Origin of the sequence: Streptodolium elevatio (genome assembly GCF_040649515.1) — a bacterium.
In the GTDB taxonomy this organism is placed as follows: domain Bacteria; phylum Actinomycetota; class Actinomycetes; order Streptomycetales; family Streptomycetaceae; genus Yinghuangia; species Yinghuangia elevatio.
The window spans coordinates 58116-77584 of sequence record NZ_JBEZFP010000033.1 but is presented as its reverse complement, the minus strand read 5'-3'; the positions used below and the strand labels follow the sequence as shown (position 1 = coordinate 77584).

The 19469-nt window shown below is 70.5% G+C and carries 12 protein-coding genes; 3 read left to right on the top strand and 9 right to left on the bottom strand.

Features of this window, described 5'->3' with window-relative positions; all coding sequences use genetic code 11:
* Window positions 1-2640: HAMP domain-containing protein (locus AB0C36_RS15520; protein WP_435839049.1), on the bottom strand; the 2640-nt coding region annotated here is incomplete at its 3' end.
* A gap of 621 nt (window positions 2641-3261) precedes the next feature.
* Between AB0C36_RS15520 and AB0C36_RS15515 the strand changes: the two genes are divergently transcribed.
* Complete coding sequence (locus AB0C36_RS15515) at window positions 3262-5814, top strand: SpoIIE family protein phosphatase (RefSeq protein ID WP_358353982.1); 2553 nt, start codon at window positions 3262-3264, stop codon at window positions 5812-5814.
* A 174-nt stretch (window positions 5815-5988) separates the two neighbouring features.
* Here AB0C36_RS15515 and AB0C36_RS15510 read toward each other — a convergent pair whose 3' ends face one another.
* From AB0C36_RS15510 to dapA, 4 genes are all read right to left on the bottom strand, one after another.
* Entirely contained in the window at window positions 5989-7026 is a 1038-nt protein-coding gene (locus tag AB0C36_RS15510; protein ID WP_358353980.1) for a type IV toxin-antitoxin system AbiEi family antitoxin domain-containing protein, read from the bottom strand.
* Window positions 7027-7097: 71 nt separating this feature from the next.
* Complete coding sequence (locus tag AB0C36_RS15505; protein WP_358353978.1) at window positions 7098-7817, bottom strand: peptidoglycan-binding domain-containing protein; 720 nt, start codon at window positions 7815-7817, stop codon at window positions 7098-7100.
* A 516-nt stretch (window positions 7818-8333) separates the two neighbouring features.
* A complete protein-coding gene (locus tag AB0C36_RS15500; protein WP_358353976.1) occupies window positions 8334-10022 on the bottom strand; it encodes a ribonuclease J in 1689 nt (562 codons plus the stop codon).
* Window positions 10023-10116: 94 nt separating this feature from the next.
* Window positions 10117-11016 (bottom strand): 4-hydroxy-tetrahydrodipicolinate synthase, encoded by a 900-nt coding sequence (gene dapA, locus AB0C36_RS15495; RefSeq protein ID WP_358353974.1) that lies wholly within the window; start codon window positions 11014-11016, stop codon window positions 10117-10119.
* A 1880-nt stretch (window positions 11017-12896) separates the two neighbouring features.
* Between dapA and AB0C36_RS15490 the strand changes: the two genes are divergently transcribed.
* Complete coding sequence (locus AB0C36_RS15490; protein ID WP_358353972.1) at window positions 12897-13445, top strand: GNAT family N-acetyltransferase; 549 nt, start codon at window positions 12897-12899, stop codon at window positions 13443-13445.
* A gap of 75 nt (window positions 13446-13520) precedes the next feature.
* Window positions 13521-14321, top strand: coding sequence for a TetR/AcrR family transcriptional regulator (locus AB0C36_RS15485; RefSeq protein ID WP_358353970.1), 801 nt, complete (start codon window positions 13521-13523; stop codon window positions 14319-14321).
* Window positions 14322-14408: 87 nt separating this feature from the next.
* Here AB0C36_RS15485 and AB0C36_RS15480 read toward each other — a convergent pair whose 3' ends face one another.
* Genes AB0C36_RS15480 through AB0C36_RS15465 form a run of 4 tightly spaced genes read right to left on the bottom strand, consistent with a single transcriptional unit; the run spans window position 14409 to window position 19293 of the window.
* The gene (locus AB0C36_RS15480) at window positions 14409-14855 is read right to left on the bottom strand and encodes a hypothetical protein (RefSeq protein WP_358353968.1); all 447 of its coding nucleotides are present in this window, start codon (window positions 14853-14855) and stop codon (window positions 14409-14411) included.
* Between the two features lie 13 nt (window positions 14856-14868).
* Window positions 14869-15630: a 4-hydroxy-tetrahydrodipicolinate reductase gene (gene dapB / locus AB0C36_RS15475; protein ID WP_358353965.1), complete on the bottom strand. Its 762-nt coding sequence runs from the start codon at window positions 15628-15630 to the stop codon at window positions 14869-14871.
* Between the two features lie 58 nt (window positions 15631-15688).
* On the bottom strand, window positions 15689-17047 hold the full coding sequence (locus tag AB0C36_RS15470; protein ID WP_358353963.1) for a M16 family metallopeptidase: 1359 nt from the start codon (window positions 17045-17047) through the stop codon (window positions 15689-15691).
* On the bottom strand, window positions 17044-19293 hold the full coding sequence (locus AB0C36_RS15465; protein WP_358353961.1) for a polyribonucleotide nucleotidyltransferase: 2250 nt from the start codon (window positions 19291-19293) through the stop codon (window positions 17044-17046). Before AB0C36_RS15465 ends, AB0C36_RS15470 begins: the two co-directional genes overlap by 4 nt.
* Between the last annotated feature and the right edge of the window lie 176 nt (window positions 19294-19469).

The window sequence follows — 19469 nt, the reverse complement described above, 5'->3', positions numbered from 1 at the left end:
CCCCGCCACCCCGGGCACGTGCGCCTGGCCGCCGAGGATGCCCTCCGTACCCACCTCGCGCGCCACCCGCGTCACTTCGTCGGCGAACGCGCGCAGGGTGTCGACCATCGTGTTGATGGTGTTCTTCAGTTCGAGGACCTCGCCGCGGGCGTCGACGGTGATCTTCTGCGACAGGTCGCCGTCGGCGACCGCGGTGGCGACCTGCGCGATGTTGCGGACCTGACTGGTCAGGTTGTTGCCCATCGAGTTGACGTTGTCCGTCAGGTCCTTCCAGGTACCCGACACCCCGCGTACGCGCGCCTGGCCGCCGAGGATGCCCTCCGTACCCACCTCGCGCGCCACCCGCGTCACTTCGTCGGCGAACGCGGAGAGCTGGTCGACCATCGTGTTGATGGTGTCCTTGAGTTCCAGGATCTCGCCGCGCGCGTCGACCATGATCTTCTGGGTGAGGTCGCCTCGGGCGACCGCGGTGGTGACCTCGGCGATGCTGCGCACCTGGCCCGTCAGGTTGCTCGCCATGACGTTGACGGACTCGGTGAGGTCCTTCCACGTACCCGAGACGCCCTTGACGTCGGCTTGCCCGCCGAGGCGGCCTTCGGTGCCGACCTCGCGGGCCACACGGGTGACCTCGCCGGCGAACGCGGACAGCTGGTCGACCATCGTGTTGATCGTGGTCTTGAGCTCCAGGATCTCGCCGCGCGCGTCGACCGTGATCTTCTGCGACAGGTCACCCTGCACAACGGCGGTGGCCACCGACGCGATGCTGCGCACCTGCCCCGTGAGGTTGCCCGCCATGAAGTTCACCGAGTACGTCAGGTCGCGCCACACGCCGCCGAGGCCGAGAACCTGCGCCTGGCCGCCCAGGATGCCTTCGGTGCCCACCTCGCGGGCGACACGGGTCACCTCGGACGCGAAGGCCGACAGCTGGTCGACCATCGTGTTGACGGTGTTCTTGAGTTCGAGGATCTCGCCGCGCGCGTCGACGTCGATCTTCTTGGACAGGTCGCCGCGCGCGACCGCGGTGGTCACGTCGGCGATGTTGCGGACCTGGCCGGTGAGGTTGCCGGCCATGAAGTTCACCGAGTCGGTCAGGTCGAGCCAGACGCCGGCGACCCCGGGCACGACGCGCGCCTGACCGCCGAGAATGCCGTCGCTGCCCACTTCTCGCGCGACGCGGGTGACTTCGGAGGCGAACGCGGACAGTTGGTCGACCATCGTGTTGACGGTGTTCTTCAGCTCCAGCATCTCGCCGGAGACGTCCACCGTGATCTTCTGCGACAGGTCGCCGCGGGCGACGGCTGTGGACACCTGGGCGATGTTGCGGACCTGGCCGGTGAGGTTGCCGGCCATGAAGTTGACGGAGTCGGTCAGGTCCTTCCACGTTCCGGCGACGCCGGGCACCTGGGCCTGGCCGCCCAGGATGCCGTCGCTGCCGACCTCGCGGGCGACGCGGGTGACTTCGGACGCGAACGCGGACAGTTGGTCGACCATCGTGTTCACGGTGTTCTTCAGCTCCAGCATCTCGCCGGAGACGTCCACCGTGATCTTCTGCGACAGATCACCCTGCGCGACGGCTGTGGTGACCTGCGCGATGTCGCGTACCTGGGCGGTCAGGTTGAAGAACGCCGTGTTGACGTTGTCGGTCAGGTCCTTCCACGTGCCGGCCACGCCGGGCACCTGGGCCTGGACGCCGAGTCGGCCCTCGAAGCCGACCTCGCGGGCCACGCGGGTCACCTCCGACGCGAAGGTCCGCAGGGTCCCGGTCATGGAGTTGATGGTCTCGGCGAGCTGGGCCATCTCACCGCGCGCCGACACGGTGATGCGCTGGGTCAGGTCGCCGTACGCGACGGCTGTGGTCACCTGCGCGATGTCGCGTACCTGGGCGGTCAGGTTGCCCGCCATGACGTTGACCGAGTCCGTCAGGTCCTTCCAGGTACCGGAGACCCCTTCGACGCGGGCCTGGCCGCCGAGGCGCCCCTCGGTACCGACCTCCCGGGCCATGCGGGTCACTTCGTCGGCGAAGCCGGAGAGCTGGTCGACCATGGTGTTGACGGTGTTCTTGAGCTCCAGCATCTCGCCGGCGACCTCGACGGTCACCTTGCGCGACAGGTCGCCCTTCGCCACCGCGGTGGTGACCAGTGCGATGTCACGGACCTGCAGGGTCAGTCGGCTGGCCATCGTGTTGACCGAGTCGGTGAGGTCCTTCCAGCTTCCGGAGACGCCGCGCACCTGCGCCTGGCCGCCGAGCTTGCCCTCGGTGCCGACCTCGCGCGCCACCCGGGTGACCTCGTTGGTGAACGCGGACAACTGGTCCACCAGGCCGTTGACCGTACGGCCCATGCGGTTGAACTCACCGCGCAGCGGCTGGTCGCCGATGCGCTGGTCCATCCGCTGCGACAGGTCGCCCTCGGCGACCGCGGCGAGCACCCGGCCGACCTCGACGGTCGGCCGGACCAGGTCGTCGACCAGGGCGTTCGCGGCGTCGAAGCTGGTCGCCCAGGCGCCCTCCCCCGGGCCGGGCACGAACCGCTCGCTCAGCTTCCCCTCGCGGCCGACCACGCGGCGGACCCGGGCCAGCTCGTTGGCCAGGTGCTGGTTGCGGTCCACGACGTCGTTGAAGACCGCGGAGATCTCGCCCATGAGCCCGTCGCTCGACACGGACAGGCGGCGCCGGAAATTGCCGTCGCGTACCGCGGTCAGCGCGTCGAGCAGCTGGCGCAACTCACGGTCGTCGTCGCGACGGGCGGTCGCGACACCGCCGCCCGCGCCCGGAGCTTCGTCCTGCGGCACGCCCTTGCGCGAGTTTCCCGGTGCCTTGGCCGAGCTGCCGCCGGCAGCCTTGCCCACACCCTTCGCCGCGCCTGCGGCGCGTCCGTCCCGCCTGGAAGCGTTCGCCATCTCGAGATTCCTCCACCCGGCCCCGGCGCCCGCCCGGTCCCTCGGCCCGGGTGGGGCGGTCGCCGCTGATAGCGGCAGTCTTCCACCATCCCACGCGGCGCAGGGCCGAGTCCCCAGGTCCGACGGCCGTACACAGGGGTCAATGTTCGTCAAGGACCTGCGCCCGTGTCGCGACGACGCGGTAATGTGCGGAGCTGCCGCGTGACTACGTTGCGCCTGGTAGTCAAGCCGTGGCACAACGAGACAGGTCCGCAGAACTGTCGTGAACCAGGCATAACACCTGATCGCGACAGTTCGCCACGAGACAGATCGGGAAGGGCAGCGAGGTCGCGCCACCGCAATCACCGACGTCGCAGGATGCACATGGATCCGGAAACCGACATGGTCGTCACCGCGAGAGTGAGCGCCACGTTCGCCCCTGAGGGCCGTTCGGTGGCCGCCGCGCGATCCTTCGTCCGCCAGACCCTGACCGAGTGGGACGCGGCGGGGGTCGTGGACGACGCCGTCCTGCTCGTCAGCGAGCTTGTGACCAATGCCATCGTGCACGCCGGCACGGCCACCGAGGTGTCCTGCGTGCGGTACGACGCCGCCGTGCAGATCGAGGTCGTCGACCGCTACCCGACCCTGGAGCTGCCCGCTCCGGTGGGCGTCTTCGACGCCGACGACGAAAGCGGCCGCGGCCTCTTCCTGTCCGCGTCGATCGCCTCGGCGTGGGGCGTGGAGTACACCAAGTCCGTCAAGCAGGTGTGGTTCCGCCTCGACCTGCCCGACGGCGGGTCCGCCACCAGCCTGGCCGGGCCGACCCTGCCCACGCATGTGCTGCCCGGCGCGGACACACCCGTCCGCGTCGCGGTCGTGCACGCCGACGCGCACCAGCGCGTGACGCACTGGAACGTGGACGCCGCGGACCTGTTCGGCCGCTCGGCACAGGACGCGGTGGGCATGCGGCTGTCCGAACTGGTCGACTGGCCGCACACCCCCGACAACTCGGACGCCGACCTCCCGTTCGCGGCGATGCTCGAACTGTCCCGCTGGCAGGGCATGTACGACATCCGGCACGGCGAAGGACGCCCCGTACGGGTCTTCGCCTCGCACGTGCGCCTGCGCGACGCGTCGGACAACCCCCAGCTCGTCCTGCTGGCCGTCCCCGCCCGGGCCCGGGCGGTGCTGGAGAACCGCGCCGCGGCGGCCGCCGGACGCACACCGGTGCCGCCGCCCACCGACGCGGAATGGGACGGCCTCGACGGCGCGAACCGCCCCGGACTCGACGACCTCCTGCAGCGTGCCATCGAGCGCGCCCGCGATCTCCTCGACGGCGACGCCGCGTTCGTGCTCATCGCCACCGACGACGAGAGCGAGATGGAGGTCCGCGCCACCACCGGCCTCGGCTCCGCGCAACAGCGGTTCGCCCGGGTGCCGGTGGAGACCACGACCGGCCGCTTCGGCACCGCACGCATGCCCGCGGTCCACGACGACGCCGAGGCGGTCCGCGATGCGGTCCCGCTGCTCGCCGACACCGTCATGCGCTCCGCCGTCACCGCTCCGCTCAAGGTCGAGGGCCGACTGACCGGCACGCTCGGCGTCGCGTCGGAATCGCCGTCGCACTTCGACAACGACGCCGCGGCGCGCCTGCAACGTGCGGCCGACCGCATCTCGCTGTCCGTGGAGAGCGCGCGGCTGTCCGAACTCGAACGGGTCCGCCGCGGCTCGCTGTCGTTCCTCGCCGAGGCCTCCGACTTGCTCGCCGGCACCCTCGACCCGGAGATGACGCTGGCGATGGTCGCGCAGATCGTCGTCCCCCGGCTGGCGACGTGGTGTGCCGTGCACACGATTGGCGAGGGTCATGACCCGACCCTCAGCTGTGTCTGGCACACCGACGAGATGCGCATCGACGACCTCCGCGAGTTGTTGGACAAGGCCGACCCGCCGCGCGCCCACCCGACGCCGGGTGCCCGCGCGTGGCCGGGGCTGCGGCGCCTGGGCCCGGAAGCCGCGGCGCAGCACGAGGACCTGGTGACCGGCGAGGTGGTGTCCCTCCCGCTGGTCGCCCGAGGTCGCGGCATCGGCATGCTGACCCTGGGCAACGCGACCGGTGAACGCTTCCGGCGCGAAACCCTGGAGCTCGCCGAGGACCTGTCGCGCAGGGCCGCACTCGCGATGGACAACGCCCGCCTGTACTCCGAGCGCAGTGCCACCAGCCAGGCCCTGCAGCGCAGCCTCCTGCCGCCCGACCTGCCGCAGGTGCCGGGCCTGGACGTCGAGGTGGTCTACCAGGCGTCCGGCGAGAGCAACGAAGTCGGCGGCGACTTCTACGACTTGTTCACCATCGGTCCCGACCTGTGGGGCTTCGCGATCGGCGATGTCTGCGGCACCGGCCCCGAGGCGGCGGCCGTCACCGGCCTCGCCCGCCAGGCCCTGCGCCTGCTGGCCCGCGAGGGCATGCCCGTCCCCGCGGTGCTGCAGCGCCTCAACACCGCGATCCTGGACGAGGGTCCGCGCAGCCGCTTCCTCACGCTGCTCCATGGCCACATCACCCACCGCGACGGCGGCGGCGTACGCCTCAACCTGGTGTCGGCAGGACACCCCCTTCCGCTCCGGCTACGTCCCGACGGAACCGTCGAACAGGTGGCCACACCACAGCCGTTGCTCGGTGTACTGGACGAACTGGATCTGGTCTCGGAGACCGTCGACCTCGACCCGGGCGACGTACTGCTGTGCGTCACCGACGGCGTCACCGAACGCCGCGAAGGCAGCCGCATGATGGGCGAGGACGGCCTCGCCACAGTGCTGGCGGGGTGCACCGGTCTCACCGCCGGCGCGGTCGCCGCCCGCGTCCACCGGGCGGTCGAAGCCTTCGCCGCCGAACCCGCACGCGACGACATGGCCATCGTCGTCCTCCGCGTCGCCGAGAACTGAGCAGTCGACGCCGGCGGCGCCGCCCACCCGAGTTCAGGCCACCTCCAGGCCGTCCCGCGGCGTGCGGTCTCGACGGCCCGGCGGGCGCGCCCGAGGGGGGCTGGTCGGGCGCGCCCTGGCCTGAAGGCGCTCCCCCGTCGCGACACCTGGGTGGCAGGTGGCGCCAGGGCGCGTTCAGGCCGCTTGTCGGGCAGGCTCAGGGCCTGCGGTGGAACGGGTCATCAATTCGTGGCGCACGTGGGCGACCACGATGTCTCGATTGGCGGTGACTTCTCCCGCGCCGCACTCCACGACGCGCCAGGTGACGCCGCCGATACTGCGGCTGCGGACCCGGATGGCGGGGATGCCGTCCGGTGCGGACGGTGCCGCTCGTTCACCAACGTCCGCCCGTGACACGGCAGATGGGCCGTGGAACGTCGTCGATGGGTCCGGAGCTCCGGCGAGTGCGGGCGGTTTCCTCGGCGGCTCCACGTCTGCCGCGAGATGGAGATCCGGCCAGGCCAGTGAGAAGCGGTGCAGAACACGGCCGAAGGCGGACATGACCCGCCAGCCCGGTTCGGCCGGCGGCACCCCTGCCTCCGCAAGGGACAGGCGAAGCCGGGTCTCCTCCGGCCCCGTGCTGCCCGCGTCCGCCAGGCGTACGGCCTCGGTCAGGCGCCGCACCCCGGCGAACCCGGCGAATCGCCCCGCCATGGAATCCAGTTGGCGTTTGCTCACCTGGCGTTGATGCAGGAAGGCGTCCAGGATCGCAATGCCCTCCGGGAGTGGTTCCGTGCGGGCGACGTCGGCGGCGGTACGCAGAGGTGTCGTTACTTGCACCCCCGCGACGGTGGTCACGTCTCCCTTCTCGAAGTTCCTGATCCGCCCCAGACACCCGTTGCGGCGAGGCAGCGTGGTCCCGGACGGCACGGCGAACTCGGCCGGCAGGGGCTTGCCTTTGTCGTCGTGCGTGCCGGCGGCCCCGATCCCCCATATCCAGGCCGCGGTTCGCCCACAGATCACGGCACCGGGGAGAAAGGCGGCGACCGCCTTGGCGCGGAGCGTGGGTGTGTCGGGCAGATGGCTGCCGACGTACACCCCTTGCACGACGCGCCGGATGTCGCCGTTGCGCAACCAGCGCCTGAGCACCGACAGGCTGAAGCCACGCTCTGCGGCTTGCGCGGCCGTAAAGGGTTTGGAGAACAGGTCCGTGAGATCGACATCGCCGGGCATGCCGTCAGTGTGGGCACCTGTGGACGGCGGCGCGGCGCGCCGTCCACAGGTGGGCCCTTGCGTTCCGCTCATCACACCGGGCGCTGGTCCCACGGCAGTTCCCCGCCGCCGATGTCGAACGGTGCGGCGTAGGCCACGGGCTTGGCCGGCTTCGTCGGCTTGGTCGGGGTACTCGGCTTGGTCGGCTTGGTCGTGGTCGGCTTACTGGGCTTGGTGGCGCCGGCGGGCTTGGCCGGCTTCGTGGGCTTGGCCGGCTTGGTCGGCTTGGTTGTGGCGGGCTTGGTGGGCTTGGCCGGTGGCTTGGTGGCGGGCTTGGCGGGCGGCTTGGTGACGGGCTTGGCGGGCGGCTTGGTGACGGGCTTGGCCGGCGGCTTGGTGACGGCGGACTTCCCGCAGCCCTTCTTCGCCCGGTAGAGGACCTTCCAGGTGGCCGGATCGGTGTACCCGGTCTCGGTGACCTTGTTGCACTTCTGGACCCACAGCACGGCGCGCGTGGTCTCCGGGCCGTAGATCCCCGACACGTCGAACTTCTTCGTGTAGGCCGACCGCGTGGTGATCAGGCACTGCACCTGGGCGACCGCCTCACCCTCGGAGCTCTCCCCCAGTTCCGGACGGAAGTCCTGCGGGACGAAGTTGCACCGCGGCGCCGCGGAGACCTGCGTCCCGGCGGCATGGGCGGACGCGCCCGCGGTCGGGGCGACGATGCCGGCACCCGCCGCCACCGCGCCGGACAGCATGATCACCGCGGCGCGCGTACGGCTGCGGTGGGCGATACGGGAGATGGAACGCATGGCTCCTCCTGAGCGTCGTGCCGCGGGACGTTTCCCGGGGCACGGCTGACGCTACGGAGGTCCCGTGGGGACGCAGAGAAGGCAGATCATCACACCGGCGAGTGGGGATTTGCCGGGATTAGTGGGGTAGTTCGCGCAGGAATCCCGATGGCGCGCCGGTCGTCTCGACGGGCATTGACGGCCGGTGGACGTCGGGGTCGCACAACCGGTCGGCGACACGCCCGCAGCCCCAGCCGGGATTACAAGATCACGCTGGGCGGGGGCGAAAGTAGCGCCGGATTGAGCCCTGGTCGGACGCGGGCGACGACGGGAAGACGGGCTGGAGGAGGCGCGGGAGCGGACTGGACGACGGAGGAGACGGGTTGGAGGGCGAGGCCGACCTAAGGGCTGCTGCAAGCCGGCGCAGTGCCGGTGCGCGGAGCGAACGCAAAGGGGGCCCGTGACGGCGTACCGTCTCGGGCCCCCTTGAAGGTCGTACCGGGGCCTACGGCCCTGCGGCCCTTGCCTCGGGGTGTCTCACACCTCGACGACCACCGGCAGGATCATCGGCCGGCGGCGGAACGTGTCGCTGACCCACTTCCCGACGACGCGACGCACCTGCTGCTGCAACTGGTACGGCTCGGCCACACCATCCGCCGCCGCCTTCGTCAGGACGTCCTCGATACGCGGGATCACGTCGTCGAACTTGGCGTCGTCGATGCCGGACCCGCGCGCGGTGATCTGCGGACCGCCGACGACCTTGCCGGTCGACGAGTCGACGACCAGGAAGACCGACACGAAGCCCTCGTCGCCGAGGATCCGGCGGTCCTTGAGCGAGGACTCGGTGACGTCGCCGACCGACAGGCCGTCGACGTACACGTACCCCGCCTGGACCTTGCCCGTGATGCGGGCGACGCCCTCGACCAGGTCGACCACGACGCCGTCCTCGGCGATCACGATGCGGTCCTTGCGTACGCCGGTCTTGTGCGCCAGGTCGGCGGCCGCCCGCAAGTGGCGCCACTCGCCATGCACCGGCATGAAGTTGCGGGGCTTGGCGATGTTGAAGAAGTACAGCAGTTCGCCCGCCGACGCGTGACCCGACACATGCACCTTGGCGTTGCCCTTGTGCACGACGTTGGCACCCCAGCGCGTGAGCCCGTTGATGACCCGGAAGACCGCGGTCTCGTTGCCCGGGATCAGCGACGACGCGAGCACGACCGTGTCGCCCTGCACGATGCGGATCTGCTGGTGGTCGCGGTTGGCCATGCGCGACAGCGCGGCCATCGGCTCGCCTTGCGAACCCGTGCATACCAGCACGACTTCGTCCGGGCGCAGGTCGTCGAGCGTCTTGACGTCGACGACGAGGCCCGCGGGCACCTTCAGGTAGCCGAGGTCGCGGGCCACGCCCATGTTGCGGACCATCGAGCGGCCGACGAAGGCGACCTTGCGCTCGTACGCGTACGCCGTGTCCAGCACCTGCTGGATGCGGTGCACGTGGCTCGCGAAACTCGCCACGATGATCCGCTGGTCGGCGTCCGCGAACACCCGGTCCAGCACGCCGGCGATGTCGCGCTCCGGCGGGATGAACCCGGGGACCTCGGCGTTCGTCGAGTCGGCGAGCAGCAGGTCGATGCCCTCTTCACCCAGTCGGGCGAAGGCCGGAAGGTCGGTCAGGCGGCCGTCCAGCGGCAGCTGGTCCATCTTGAAGTCGCCGGTGTGCACGACCATGCCGGCCGGCGTACGGATCGCCAACGCCAGCGCATCGGGGATCGAGTGGTTGACCGCGATGAACTCGCAGTCGAACGGGCCGAGCCGCTCACGGTCGCCCTCGGAGACCTCGAGCGTGTACGGGCGGATCCGGTGCTCGTTCAGCTTCGCCTCGATGAGCGCGAGCGTGAGCTTGGACCCGATGAGCGGGATGTCGGCCTTCTCGCGCAGCAGGTACGGCACGGCGCCGATGTGGTCCTCGTGCGCGTGCGTGAGCACGATGGCCTCGATGTCGTCCAGCCGGTCCCGGATGGCGGTGAAGTCCGGCAGGATCAGGTCGACACCGGGCTGCTCCTCTTCGGGGAAGAGCACCCCGCAGTCGACGATCAGCAGCCGCCCGGCGTACTCGAAGACGGTCATGTTCCGGCCGATCTCGCCGAGACCGCCGAGAGGGATGACACGCAGCCCGCCCTCGGGGAGTTCCGGGGGCGTTCCGAGTTCCGGATGCGGATGACTCAAGTTCTCTCCTCGCCACGCGGGCGCCCGCTTTCGGACGGCCCGCGCAATTGATGCGTTCAAACCCGGACAGGTTGTGCTCCCGTCCGGGCACTTTCTACAGCTGTACCCCGCCCGCCGCGAGATCCTGCCTCAGCTGGGCGATCTGCTCGTCGGAGGCCTCGATCAGGGGCAGCCGAAGCGTGCCGGTGAGGAGGCCCTGCGCCGCGAGGGCGGCCTTGCTCAAAATCACACCCTGGGTGCGGAAGATCCCTGTGTAGACCGGCAGCAGGCCCTGGTGGATCTCGCGGGCCTTGGCGACGTCGCCGGCCGAGTACGCGTCCACCAGAGCTCGCAGCTCGGGCGTCACAACATGTCCCACAACGCTCACGAAACCGACCGCCCCGACCGAAAGCAGCGGCAGGTTCAACATGTCGTCGCCGGAGTAGTACGCCAGGTCGGTGCGGGCCATGACCCACGACGCCGCGCCGAGGTCGGCCTTGGCGTCCTTGTTGGCCACGATGCGCGGGTGCTCCGCGAGGCGGACGATCGTCTCGGTCTCCAGCGCGACGGCGGTGCGTCCCGGGATGTCGTACAGCATCACCGGCAGCTCGGTCGCGTCCGCGACGCGCACCGTGTGGCGGTACAGCCCCTCCTGCGGCGGCTTGCTGTAGTACGGCGTCACCAGCAGCAGCCCGTGCGCTCCGGCCTTCGCGGCCGCCTGCGCCAGCTCGACGCTGTGCGCCGTGTCGTTGCTCCCGGCTCCCGCGACCACGAACGCGCGGTCGCCCACGGCCTCCACGACGGCCCGTACCAGCAGCGCTTTTTCGGCGTCGGTCGTGGTCGGCGACTCGCCGGTGGTGCCGTTCAGGACCAGGCCGTCGTTGCCTGCGTCGACGAGATGCACGGCCAGACGCTGCGCGGCGTCCAGGTCGAGCGCGCCCTCGGCATCGAACGGCGTCACCATCGCGGTGAGAACCCTGCCGAAAGGGGTCTGGGGGGTGGAGGTCGGAGCCATGCCCCAAACGGTACCGGGCCAGGTACCAACACGGCTGTATCGGCCCACATTCCGGTCCTCACCAGCGCGCCTTTCGGACTCCGCCAAGGCTGCGGAAGTTGCGACGACGCGGCCACGAAGCCGGTGCAGGCGTGGCTGTGGAGCCGCGTGATGGTTGTGGCACCGGAGTTTGGGGCGTGTCGTCGGCTAGGCCGGGGTCTCGCGGAAGTCGCTCCCAAGTCGGGATTGGATTCCGGCCATCCGCCGCTCGTGCGCTCGTCGGCTGCTGGTCGTCCGCCCCGGACAGCAAGGGACCCCGGCGCTGCCTGCTCGGGGGTTCAAGCAGCGCCGAGGTCTTCTTCAGTATCAGGCACATGCGGGAAAAATGCCGGGTAATGACGCGAAAAAAGTTGTACGTCACCCTTTGTGCCGATTTGAGTACGCGCGGCATCCGAATCCGGGTTAACCTGCGCGGCGCCCGGCCCCCTGGCCGCCGCAGGCCCGACGATGCGCGTTCACCCTGGCCCGACCGTCCGAAAACCTTCGGTGAATCGCCGGGCGCGACCGATGGTCCAGGGGGCGACGCGCCAACACGCGCGCCGATCAAACGCCGCGCGCCATGTGCTGCCGCCGCGTCCTGCTAGGCACGGTACGCCTGCCGGTGGGGTGTGGGGGCGGATTCGCCCGCGATCCTGCACTTTCGGGCGCGCCGCCGAGCCGGCGGGTCGACACCCGGTTGCGACTGTCCGCAAGCGCGGGTGTCGGTGCGACTCGCGCCGTACCGCGGCGGCTGTGCGTCAGCCGCGGGGATGACGTCGTGGGGTCAGGCGTACGTCTCGCCGCCGATTTGCCGGGAACGGGGCAACTGCGACGACCCATTTGGGCGTTTAGGGGATGGACGTTTGCCCCCATTTGGCGCAACCTCGGAGCTCGTCATGCCCAACACGCAATCCAGCGACGACAGACCCCGCCACGGCGAACCGGTGGACCTCCACGAGCACAGCGGCCGACGGCGGCGAGACACCGTCATAGCGGTTGTGACGGTGGTGGTGGCATGTGCGGTGGTCATAGCCGCAGTAATCGTGGCGGGGCCTGCGTTGTCGAGCTGACTCAGCGGCTCAGGCGGTCAAGACGATTGGCCCTCGAACTCCACGCGTTCGGAGTTGTAGATGATGGCGCCTGTGACAGCGCTTGGAAGCGTGGGCGAGGACGGCACGAAGTACCGTGGCGACGCGATGTCCTGCCCCACGGACATAGGCGTGCTGTCACCGACCAATCGCGGTCCCGGCGTGCAGCGTCCACCAGGAGACTCTGGGCAGGCGTTGAGTTCGATCCTGATGCTGAACGGCTTCAGCCCGGGATCGCTGCCGTTGATGATGCGCAGTTCGACCACAAGGTTTGCGGACCCCGTGGCAGTGGCGTCAAGACGTACGTGCCGAATCCATACCTGGGTGCCATCGCGGAAGCGCCAAGGCGTGTCGGCACCGATTTTCAGCGTCGGCTTGGGCGTGGCGCTGGGAACGGCGGTGGGCTGGGCCCCCGCCGGGCCGGTGGGCGGCTGGCCCCCAGGTTGAGGCTGACCTCCCGGCGCCGGGACTCCGTTTGTCGGGAGGTCACTTGTGGCCGCTGCGGGTTTTTTTGGGGTGTCTTTGATCGTGGGGCCGACCATGCATCCGGTGGCGGTGAGCAGTAGTGCCGCGCAAGTGGTGGTTGTGCGCCACGTCCGGGCCCCCATCGTGCGTTCCTCTCGCCTGGCGGGATGCGTCGGGGACAGCGTGGCACGGGTGGTGGGGTCGCCGCCTCCCCCTGGGGCGTGTCGGGGTGTTGCGTTCGATCGGCAGACGTGGAGCGGGGATTCGCGGCACAATCCGCAGGGCGTACTTTGTGGTGAAGGAGTCGGCATGGCGGACGTAAGTGTGCGAACCGCGCGGGGTGCGGACGGACCCGCGCTGGGGGTCGTCCAGTCGACGGCGTGGCGGGCGGCGTACGACGGGGTGTTGCCCGAGGTCGCGCTGGAGCCGTTCGACGCGGCGGTGTTGGGGGCGGGGTGGGGGCATGCCGCCGCGCATCCGCCGTCGCGGCGGCACACGGTGTTGGTGGCGTGCGCCGGGCCGGAGCCGGTGGGGTTTGCCGCGGTGGTGCCCGCGCAGGATCCGGATCTGGACGAGACGGCCGCCGAGTTGAGCATTCTGGTGGTGGCTCCGGGCGAGCAGCGGCACGGGCACGGGTCGCGGCTGTTGACCGCGGCAGTGGAGTACGCGCGGGGCGGCGGCGCCGGGACGCTCGTGATGTGGGTGCTGGAACCGGACGTCCCGCTGCGGGAGTTTCTCGAGGCCGCGGGCTGGGCCGCGGACGGAGCGCACCGTGAGTTGGAGTTGGACGAGAGCGGCGCGCAGCGGGTTCGGCAGTGGCGGTTGCACACGTCGTTGGCCGAGGTGGGCGACAGCTGACGCGCGTGCCAACAGTGGGGAAAGTCGCGGCGATCACGCATTGAAGTAGTAAGACATGCGTCTTAACGTTGGCGCGTGACGCCGACCTCGAATCGCGCCCTGACGCGGGAGCGCCTGCTCCTGACCGCCGAACGCCTTTTCGCCGTTCACGGGATCGACGCGGTGTCGCTGCGCCAGATCAGTGTGGCGGCCGGGCAGCGCAACAATTCGGCGGCGCAGTACCACTTCGGCACGAAGGACGACCTGATTCGGGCGATCTTCGCGTTCCGGTTGGCGACGATCAACCGGCGCCGCGAGGAGATGGTGGACATCCTGGTGCGCGACGGGCGCACGGCGGATCTGCGGGCGCTGACCGAGGCGATGGTGCGTCCGCTGGCCGAGCAGATCGACGGGGGCGGCAGCTTTTATGTGCGGTTCCTGGCCCGTGTGCACCAGCACGCGGGGGCGTCGGTGTACGCGCTTCCCGCGATGGGCGTGGAGGGGAGCTCGACGCGGATCGGCCGGATGATCGGTGCCGCGCTCGTGCACCTGCCGTCGCTGGTACGGCGGAGCAGGCTCCAGTTGGGCGGCAGCCTGGCGGTGCACGCCACGGCCGACCGGGAGCAGCGGGTGCACGGGGGCATGCCCGAGGATGTGCTGCCGCCGCTGGTGTTCGTCGCGGATCTGGTGGACGCGGTCGTGGGCATCTTCTCGGCGCCGGTGTCGGAGGAGACGCTCGCGTCGATCATGAGCACGGGGTGCGTGCCGGAGGACGAGGCGTGGGTCGCGGTCCGGCGCCCCGGGCGTGCGGAGCCGGGCTCCGTGGCGGCCGCCGCTCCGACCGCGGCCCCGACCGCGTCGCCGGACGGGCAGGCGGGCCGGTTCGCGGCCGGCTGAGGCCGACACGTACGCACGGCAACCGACGCGCTCGCGGCGCAAGTGCGACGCAGCGGCGGTGCCGCCGGTGGCCGCGCCCTCGGGTGGTCAGGCCCGTTCGGCCCGGTGCAGCTTGATGGCCTTGAGCATGGCCTTGCGCCCGCGCGCGTTGTCGCGTGCGTCGGAGTACGCGACGGCAAGCCGGTACCACGTACGCCAGTTCTCCGGGTCCGCCTCCGTCTCCGCCTTCCGCTTGGCGAAGATCTCGTCCGCGCTGGCGCGGTCGATGCGGCCTCCCGGGGTACGCTCCAGCTCGTCGGCCGGCAGCTCTCCCTCCGCCTCCAGCTCCCGCGCCAGCTGCTGCATGGTGAATCCGAAGCGCAGCTCGCGCCAGATGTACCAGACTCCGATGACCGGGATGATCAGCACCCCGACGCCGAGCGCCATCATGGTGAGCCGGCCGTCCTTGATCGCGAGGACGCCGCGGCTGCCGACGAGCAGCACGTAGAAGACGAGGACGCCGATCAGGACGAGGGCTGTGACGCGTTGCTTCACGGGCGGGTTGTCCTCACGTCCGCGGGTCCAGGTCGAGGAAGTGTTCGAGCCCGAGCGTGAGGCCCGGGGCGCCGCCCACGCGTCGCACGCCGAGGACCACGCCGGGCATGAAGGAGGTGCGGTCGAACGAGTCGTGGCGGATGGTGAGCATCTCGCCGGCGTCGCCGAGCAGGACCTCCTGGTGGGCGACCAGGCCGCGCAGCCGGACCGCGTGCACCGGGATGCCGTCGACCCGGGCGCCGCGGGCGCCGTCGGGGTCGTCGGTCGTGGCGTCCGGCACGGCGGGGAGGTCGGCGGCGGAGCGGGCCTCGGCGATCATCTCGGCGGTACGCCGCGCCGTGCCGCTCGGCGCGTCCACCTTGTTCGGGTGGTGCAGCTCGACGATCTCGACCGACTCGTAGTAGCGCGCCGCCTTCGCCGCGAACTGCATCATCAGGACCGCACCGATGCCGAAGTTGGGGGCGATCAGCACGCCGACCGACGGCGCGTCGGCGAGCCACCCGCGGATGGTGTCGAGACGGTCCGGGGTGAAGCCGCTGGTGCCGACGACGGCGTGGATGCCGTTGCGCACGCAGAATTCCAGGTTGCCCATGACGACGCCCGGATGGGTGAAGTCGACGACGACCTCGGTGCCGGCCTCGGTGAGCGTCTCGAGGGCGTCGTCCTGGTCGACGCGCGCCACCAGCTCCAGCCCCTCGGCCGCCTCGACGGCACGGCACGCCTCGGCGCCCATGCGGCCCTTGGCGCCGGTCACGGCGACCCGCAGCGCGGTCATGTCTCTTGCTCCTGTCTTCGCTGTCCGGTGCGCCCGCCGGTCGGGCGTCGCCGAGAGGTCAGGCCACCGCCCCGGCGAACGCGCCGGGGTCGGGGAAGGGGCCGACCAGGGCCAGCGTAGGACGTGCCCCGAGGATGTCCCGCGCCACCTCCCGGACCTGCTCCGCGGTGACCGCACCGATGATCGCGAGCTGCTCGTCGACCGAGAGGTGGTCGCCGTAGACCAGTTCGCTCTTGCCGATGCGGCTCATGCGCGACCCGGAGTCCTCCAGGCCGAGGACGAGCGAGCCGTGCAACTGGCCGATGGCGCGCTGCAGTTCCTCGTCGGTGATGCCGTCCGCGGCGACCTTGGCGAGTTCCTCGCGGCAGATGCGCAGCACTTCGTGGACCTTGCCGGGGAGGCAGCCCGCGTAGATGCCGAACATGCCCAGGTCGGCGTACGCGGCGGTGTAGGAGTACACGGAGTACGCCAGGCCGCGCTTCTCCCGGACCTCCTGGAACAGCCGCGAGCTCATCCCGCCGCCGAGCGCCGCGTTGAGCACCGCCAGCGCGAAGCGCCGGTCGTCGGAGCGCGAGACGCCGGGCATGCCCAGGACGAGGTGGGCCTGCTCGGTCGGGCGCTCGAGGATGCGTACGGTGCCCCCGCCGCGGATGGTCCGCTCGCCGCCCCGCGGCGCCGCGGGCATCGCGTCGGCGTCGGCCACGACGTCGGCGAACGCCTTCTTGACCAGCCGCACGACCTTGCCGTGGTCGACGTTGCCGGCCGCGGTGACCACCATGTTCGGCGGCCGGTAGCGCCGCCGGTAGTAGCCCGCGATCTGGGGCCGGGTCAGGGAGTTGATCGAGTCGACGGTGCCCAGGACCGGGCGCCCGAGCGGGGCGTCGCCGAGCAGGGCCTCGGAGAACAGCTCGTGCACCAGGTCGCCCGGGTCGTCCTCGTTCATGGCGATCTCTTCGAGGATGACGCCGCGCTCGCTGTCGACGTCCTCGGCGCGGATCAGCGACGAGGTCACCATGTCGGAGACCACGTCGATGGCCAGCGGCAGGTCGGTGTCGAGGACACGTGCGTAGTAGCACGTGTACTCCTTCGAGGTGAACGCGTTCATCTCGCCGCCGACCGCGTCGAGCGCCGCCGAGATCTCCAGGGCGTCGCGCTTGGCGGTGCCCTTGAAGAGCAGGTGCTCGAGGTAGTGCGTGGCGCCGGCCAGCGCGGGCGTCTCGTCGCGCGAGCCGATGCCGACCCAGATGCCGAAGGTGGCCGAGCGTACGCCCGGCATCGCCTCGGTGATCACGCGCAGCCCGCCGGGCAGGACGGTCCGGCGGACTATGCCGCCGTCCTCGCCCTTGAGCAGGGTCTTGGTAGAGCCCGGCCGCTGCGCGTACGCGGCGACCGGGCTCTTGGCTACCGTCCTGGTCACTTGGCGGAGTCGTCCCCGGCCTTGTCACCGGCTGCGTCCGCGGCCTTGTCGTCGGCCGAGTCCTCGCCCTCGACGACCGGCACCAGCGACAGCTTGCCGCGCTGGTCGATCTCGGCGATCTCGACCTGGACCTTGTCGCCGACCTTGACGACGTCCTCGACGTTCTCGACGCGCTTGCCGCCGGCCATCTTGCGCAGCTGCGAGACGTGCAGCAGGCCGTCCTTGCCGGGCATGAGCGAGACGAACGCGCCGAAGGTCGTGGTCTTGACGACCGTGCCCAGGTAGCGCTCGCCGACCTCGGGCATCGTCGGGTTCGCGATCTGGTTGATCACGTTCCGCGCGGCCTCGGCCGAGGTGCCGTTGACGGCGCCGATGTAGATCGTGCCGTCGTCCTCGATGGTGATGTCGGCGCCGGTGTCGTCCTGGATCTGGTTGATCATCTTGCCCTTCGGGCCGATGACCTCGCCGATCTTGTCCACCGGGATCTTGACGGTGATGATGCGCGGCGCGAACTCGGACATCTCGTCCGGAACGTCGATCGCCTCGTTCATCACGTCGAGGATGTGCAGGCGGGCGTCCTTGGCCTGCTTCAGCGCGGCGGCCAGCACCGAGGCCGGGATGCCGTCGAGCTTGGTGTCGAGCTGGAGCGCGGTGACGAACTCCTTGGTGCCGGCGACCTTGAAGTCCATGTCGCCGTACGCGTCCTCGGCACCGAGGATGTCGGTCAGCGTGACGTACTCGGTCTTGCCGTCGACGTCGTCGGAGATGAGGCCCATCGCGATGCCCGCGACCGGCGCCTTGAGCGGCACACCGGCGTTGAGCAGCGACATCGTGGACGCGCAGACCGAGCCCATCGAGGTCGAGCCGTTGGAGCCGAGCGCCTCGGACACCTGGCGGATCGCGTACGGGAACTCCTCGCGCGTCGGCAGCACCGGCAGCAGCGCGCGCTCGGCGAGCGCGCCGTGGCCGATCTCGCGGCGCTTGGGCGAGCCCACGCGGCCGGTCTCGCCGACCGAGTACGGCGGGAAGTTGTAGTTGTGCATGTAGCGCTTGCGCGTCTCGGGGTTCAGCGTGTCGATCATCTGCTCCATGCGGAGCATGTTGAGCGTGGTGACACCCAGGATCTGGGTCTCGCCGCGCTCGAAGAGCGCCGAGCCGTGCACGCGCGGGATGACCTCGACCTCGGCCGCGAGGGTGCGGATGTCGGTCAGGCCGCGGCCGTCGATGCGGACCTTGTCGCGCAGCACCCGCTGGCGGACCAGCTTCTTGGTGAGCGCGCGGAATGCGCCGCCGATCTCCTTCTCGCGGCCCTCGAACTGCGGCAGCAGCTTCTCGGCGGCGAGGTCCTTGACGCGGTCGAGCTCGGTCTCGCGGGCCTGCTTGCCGGCGATGGTGAGCGCGGCGGACAGCTCGTCGGAGACGGCGGACGACAGGGCCTCGAACACGTCGTCCTGGTAGTCCAGGAACACCGGGTACTCGGCGGTCTCCTTGGCGGCCTTCTCGGCGACCTGGAGCTGCGCGGCGCAGAGCGCCTTGATGAAGGGCTTGGACGCTTCCAGGCCCTCGGCGACGATCTCCTCGGTCGGCGCGCCGGCGCCGCCCTTGACGAGCTCGATCGTGGAGGTCGTGGCCTCGGCCTCGACCATCATGATGGCGACGTCGCCGTCGGCCAGGACGCGGCCCGCGACGACCATGTCGAAGACCGCGCGCTCCAGCTCGGAGTGCGTCGGGAACGCCACCCACTGGCCGTCGATCAGCGCGACGCGGACGCCGCCGATCGGGCCGGAGAACGGCAGACCGGCCAGCTGCGTCGACATGGAGGCCGCGTTGATCGCGACGACGTCGTACAGGTGGTCGGGGTTGAGCGCCATGATCGTCGCGACGATCTGGATCTCGTTGCGCAGGCCCTTCTTGAAGGACGGGCGCAGCGGGCGGTCGATCAGGCGGCAGGTGAGGACGGCGTCCTCGGACGGGCGGCCCTCACGGCGGAAGAACGAGCCGGGGATCTTGCCCGCGGCGTACATGCGCTCCTCGACGTCCACCGTCAGGGGGAAGAAGTCGAGCTGGTCCTTCGGACGCTTCGAGGCGGTGGTGGCCGACAGCACCATGGTGTCGTCGTCCAGGTAGGCCACGGCCGAACCGGCGGCCTGGCGGGCCAGGCGTCCGGTCTCGAAGCGGATCGTACGGGTGCCGAAGCTGCCGTTGTCGATGACGGCTTCGGCGAAGGTCACATCGGTACCCTCCACGGGGCACCCTCCTCGTCACTTCAAGGGAGTGCGCGGTGTACGCGACGGGTCAGGCTCGGCCGGGCCGGTCTTCGATCGAAGCCACCGGGTCGGTTCCGGCTGATGTGCCGGGCCCCGGGGGCCACTACCGAGGACCGGCGCCTTGGGCCGACGCCTGCGCCGCGTGTGCGGCACTC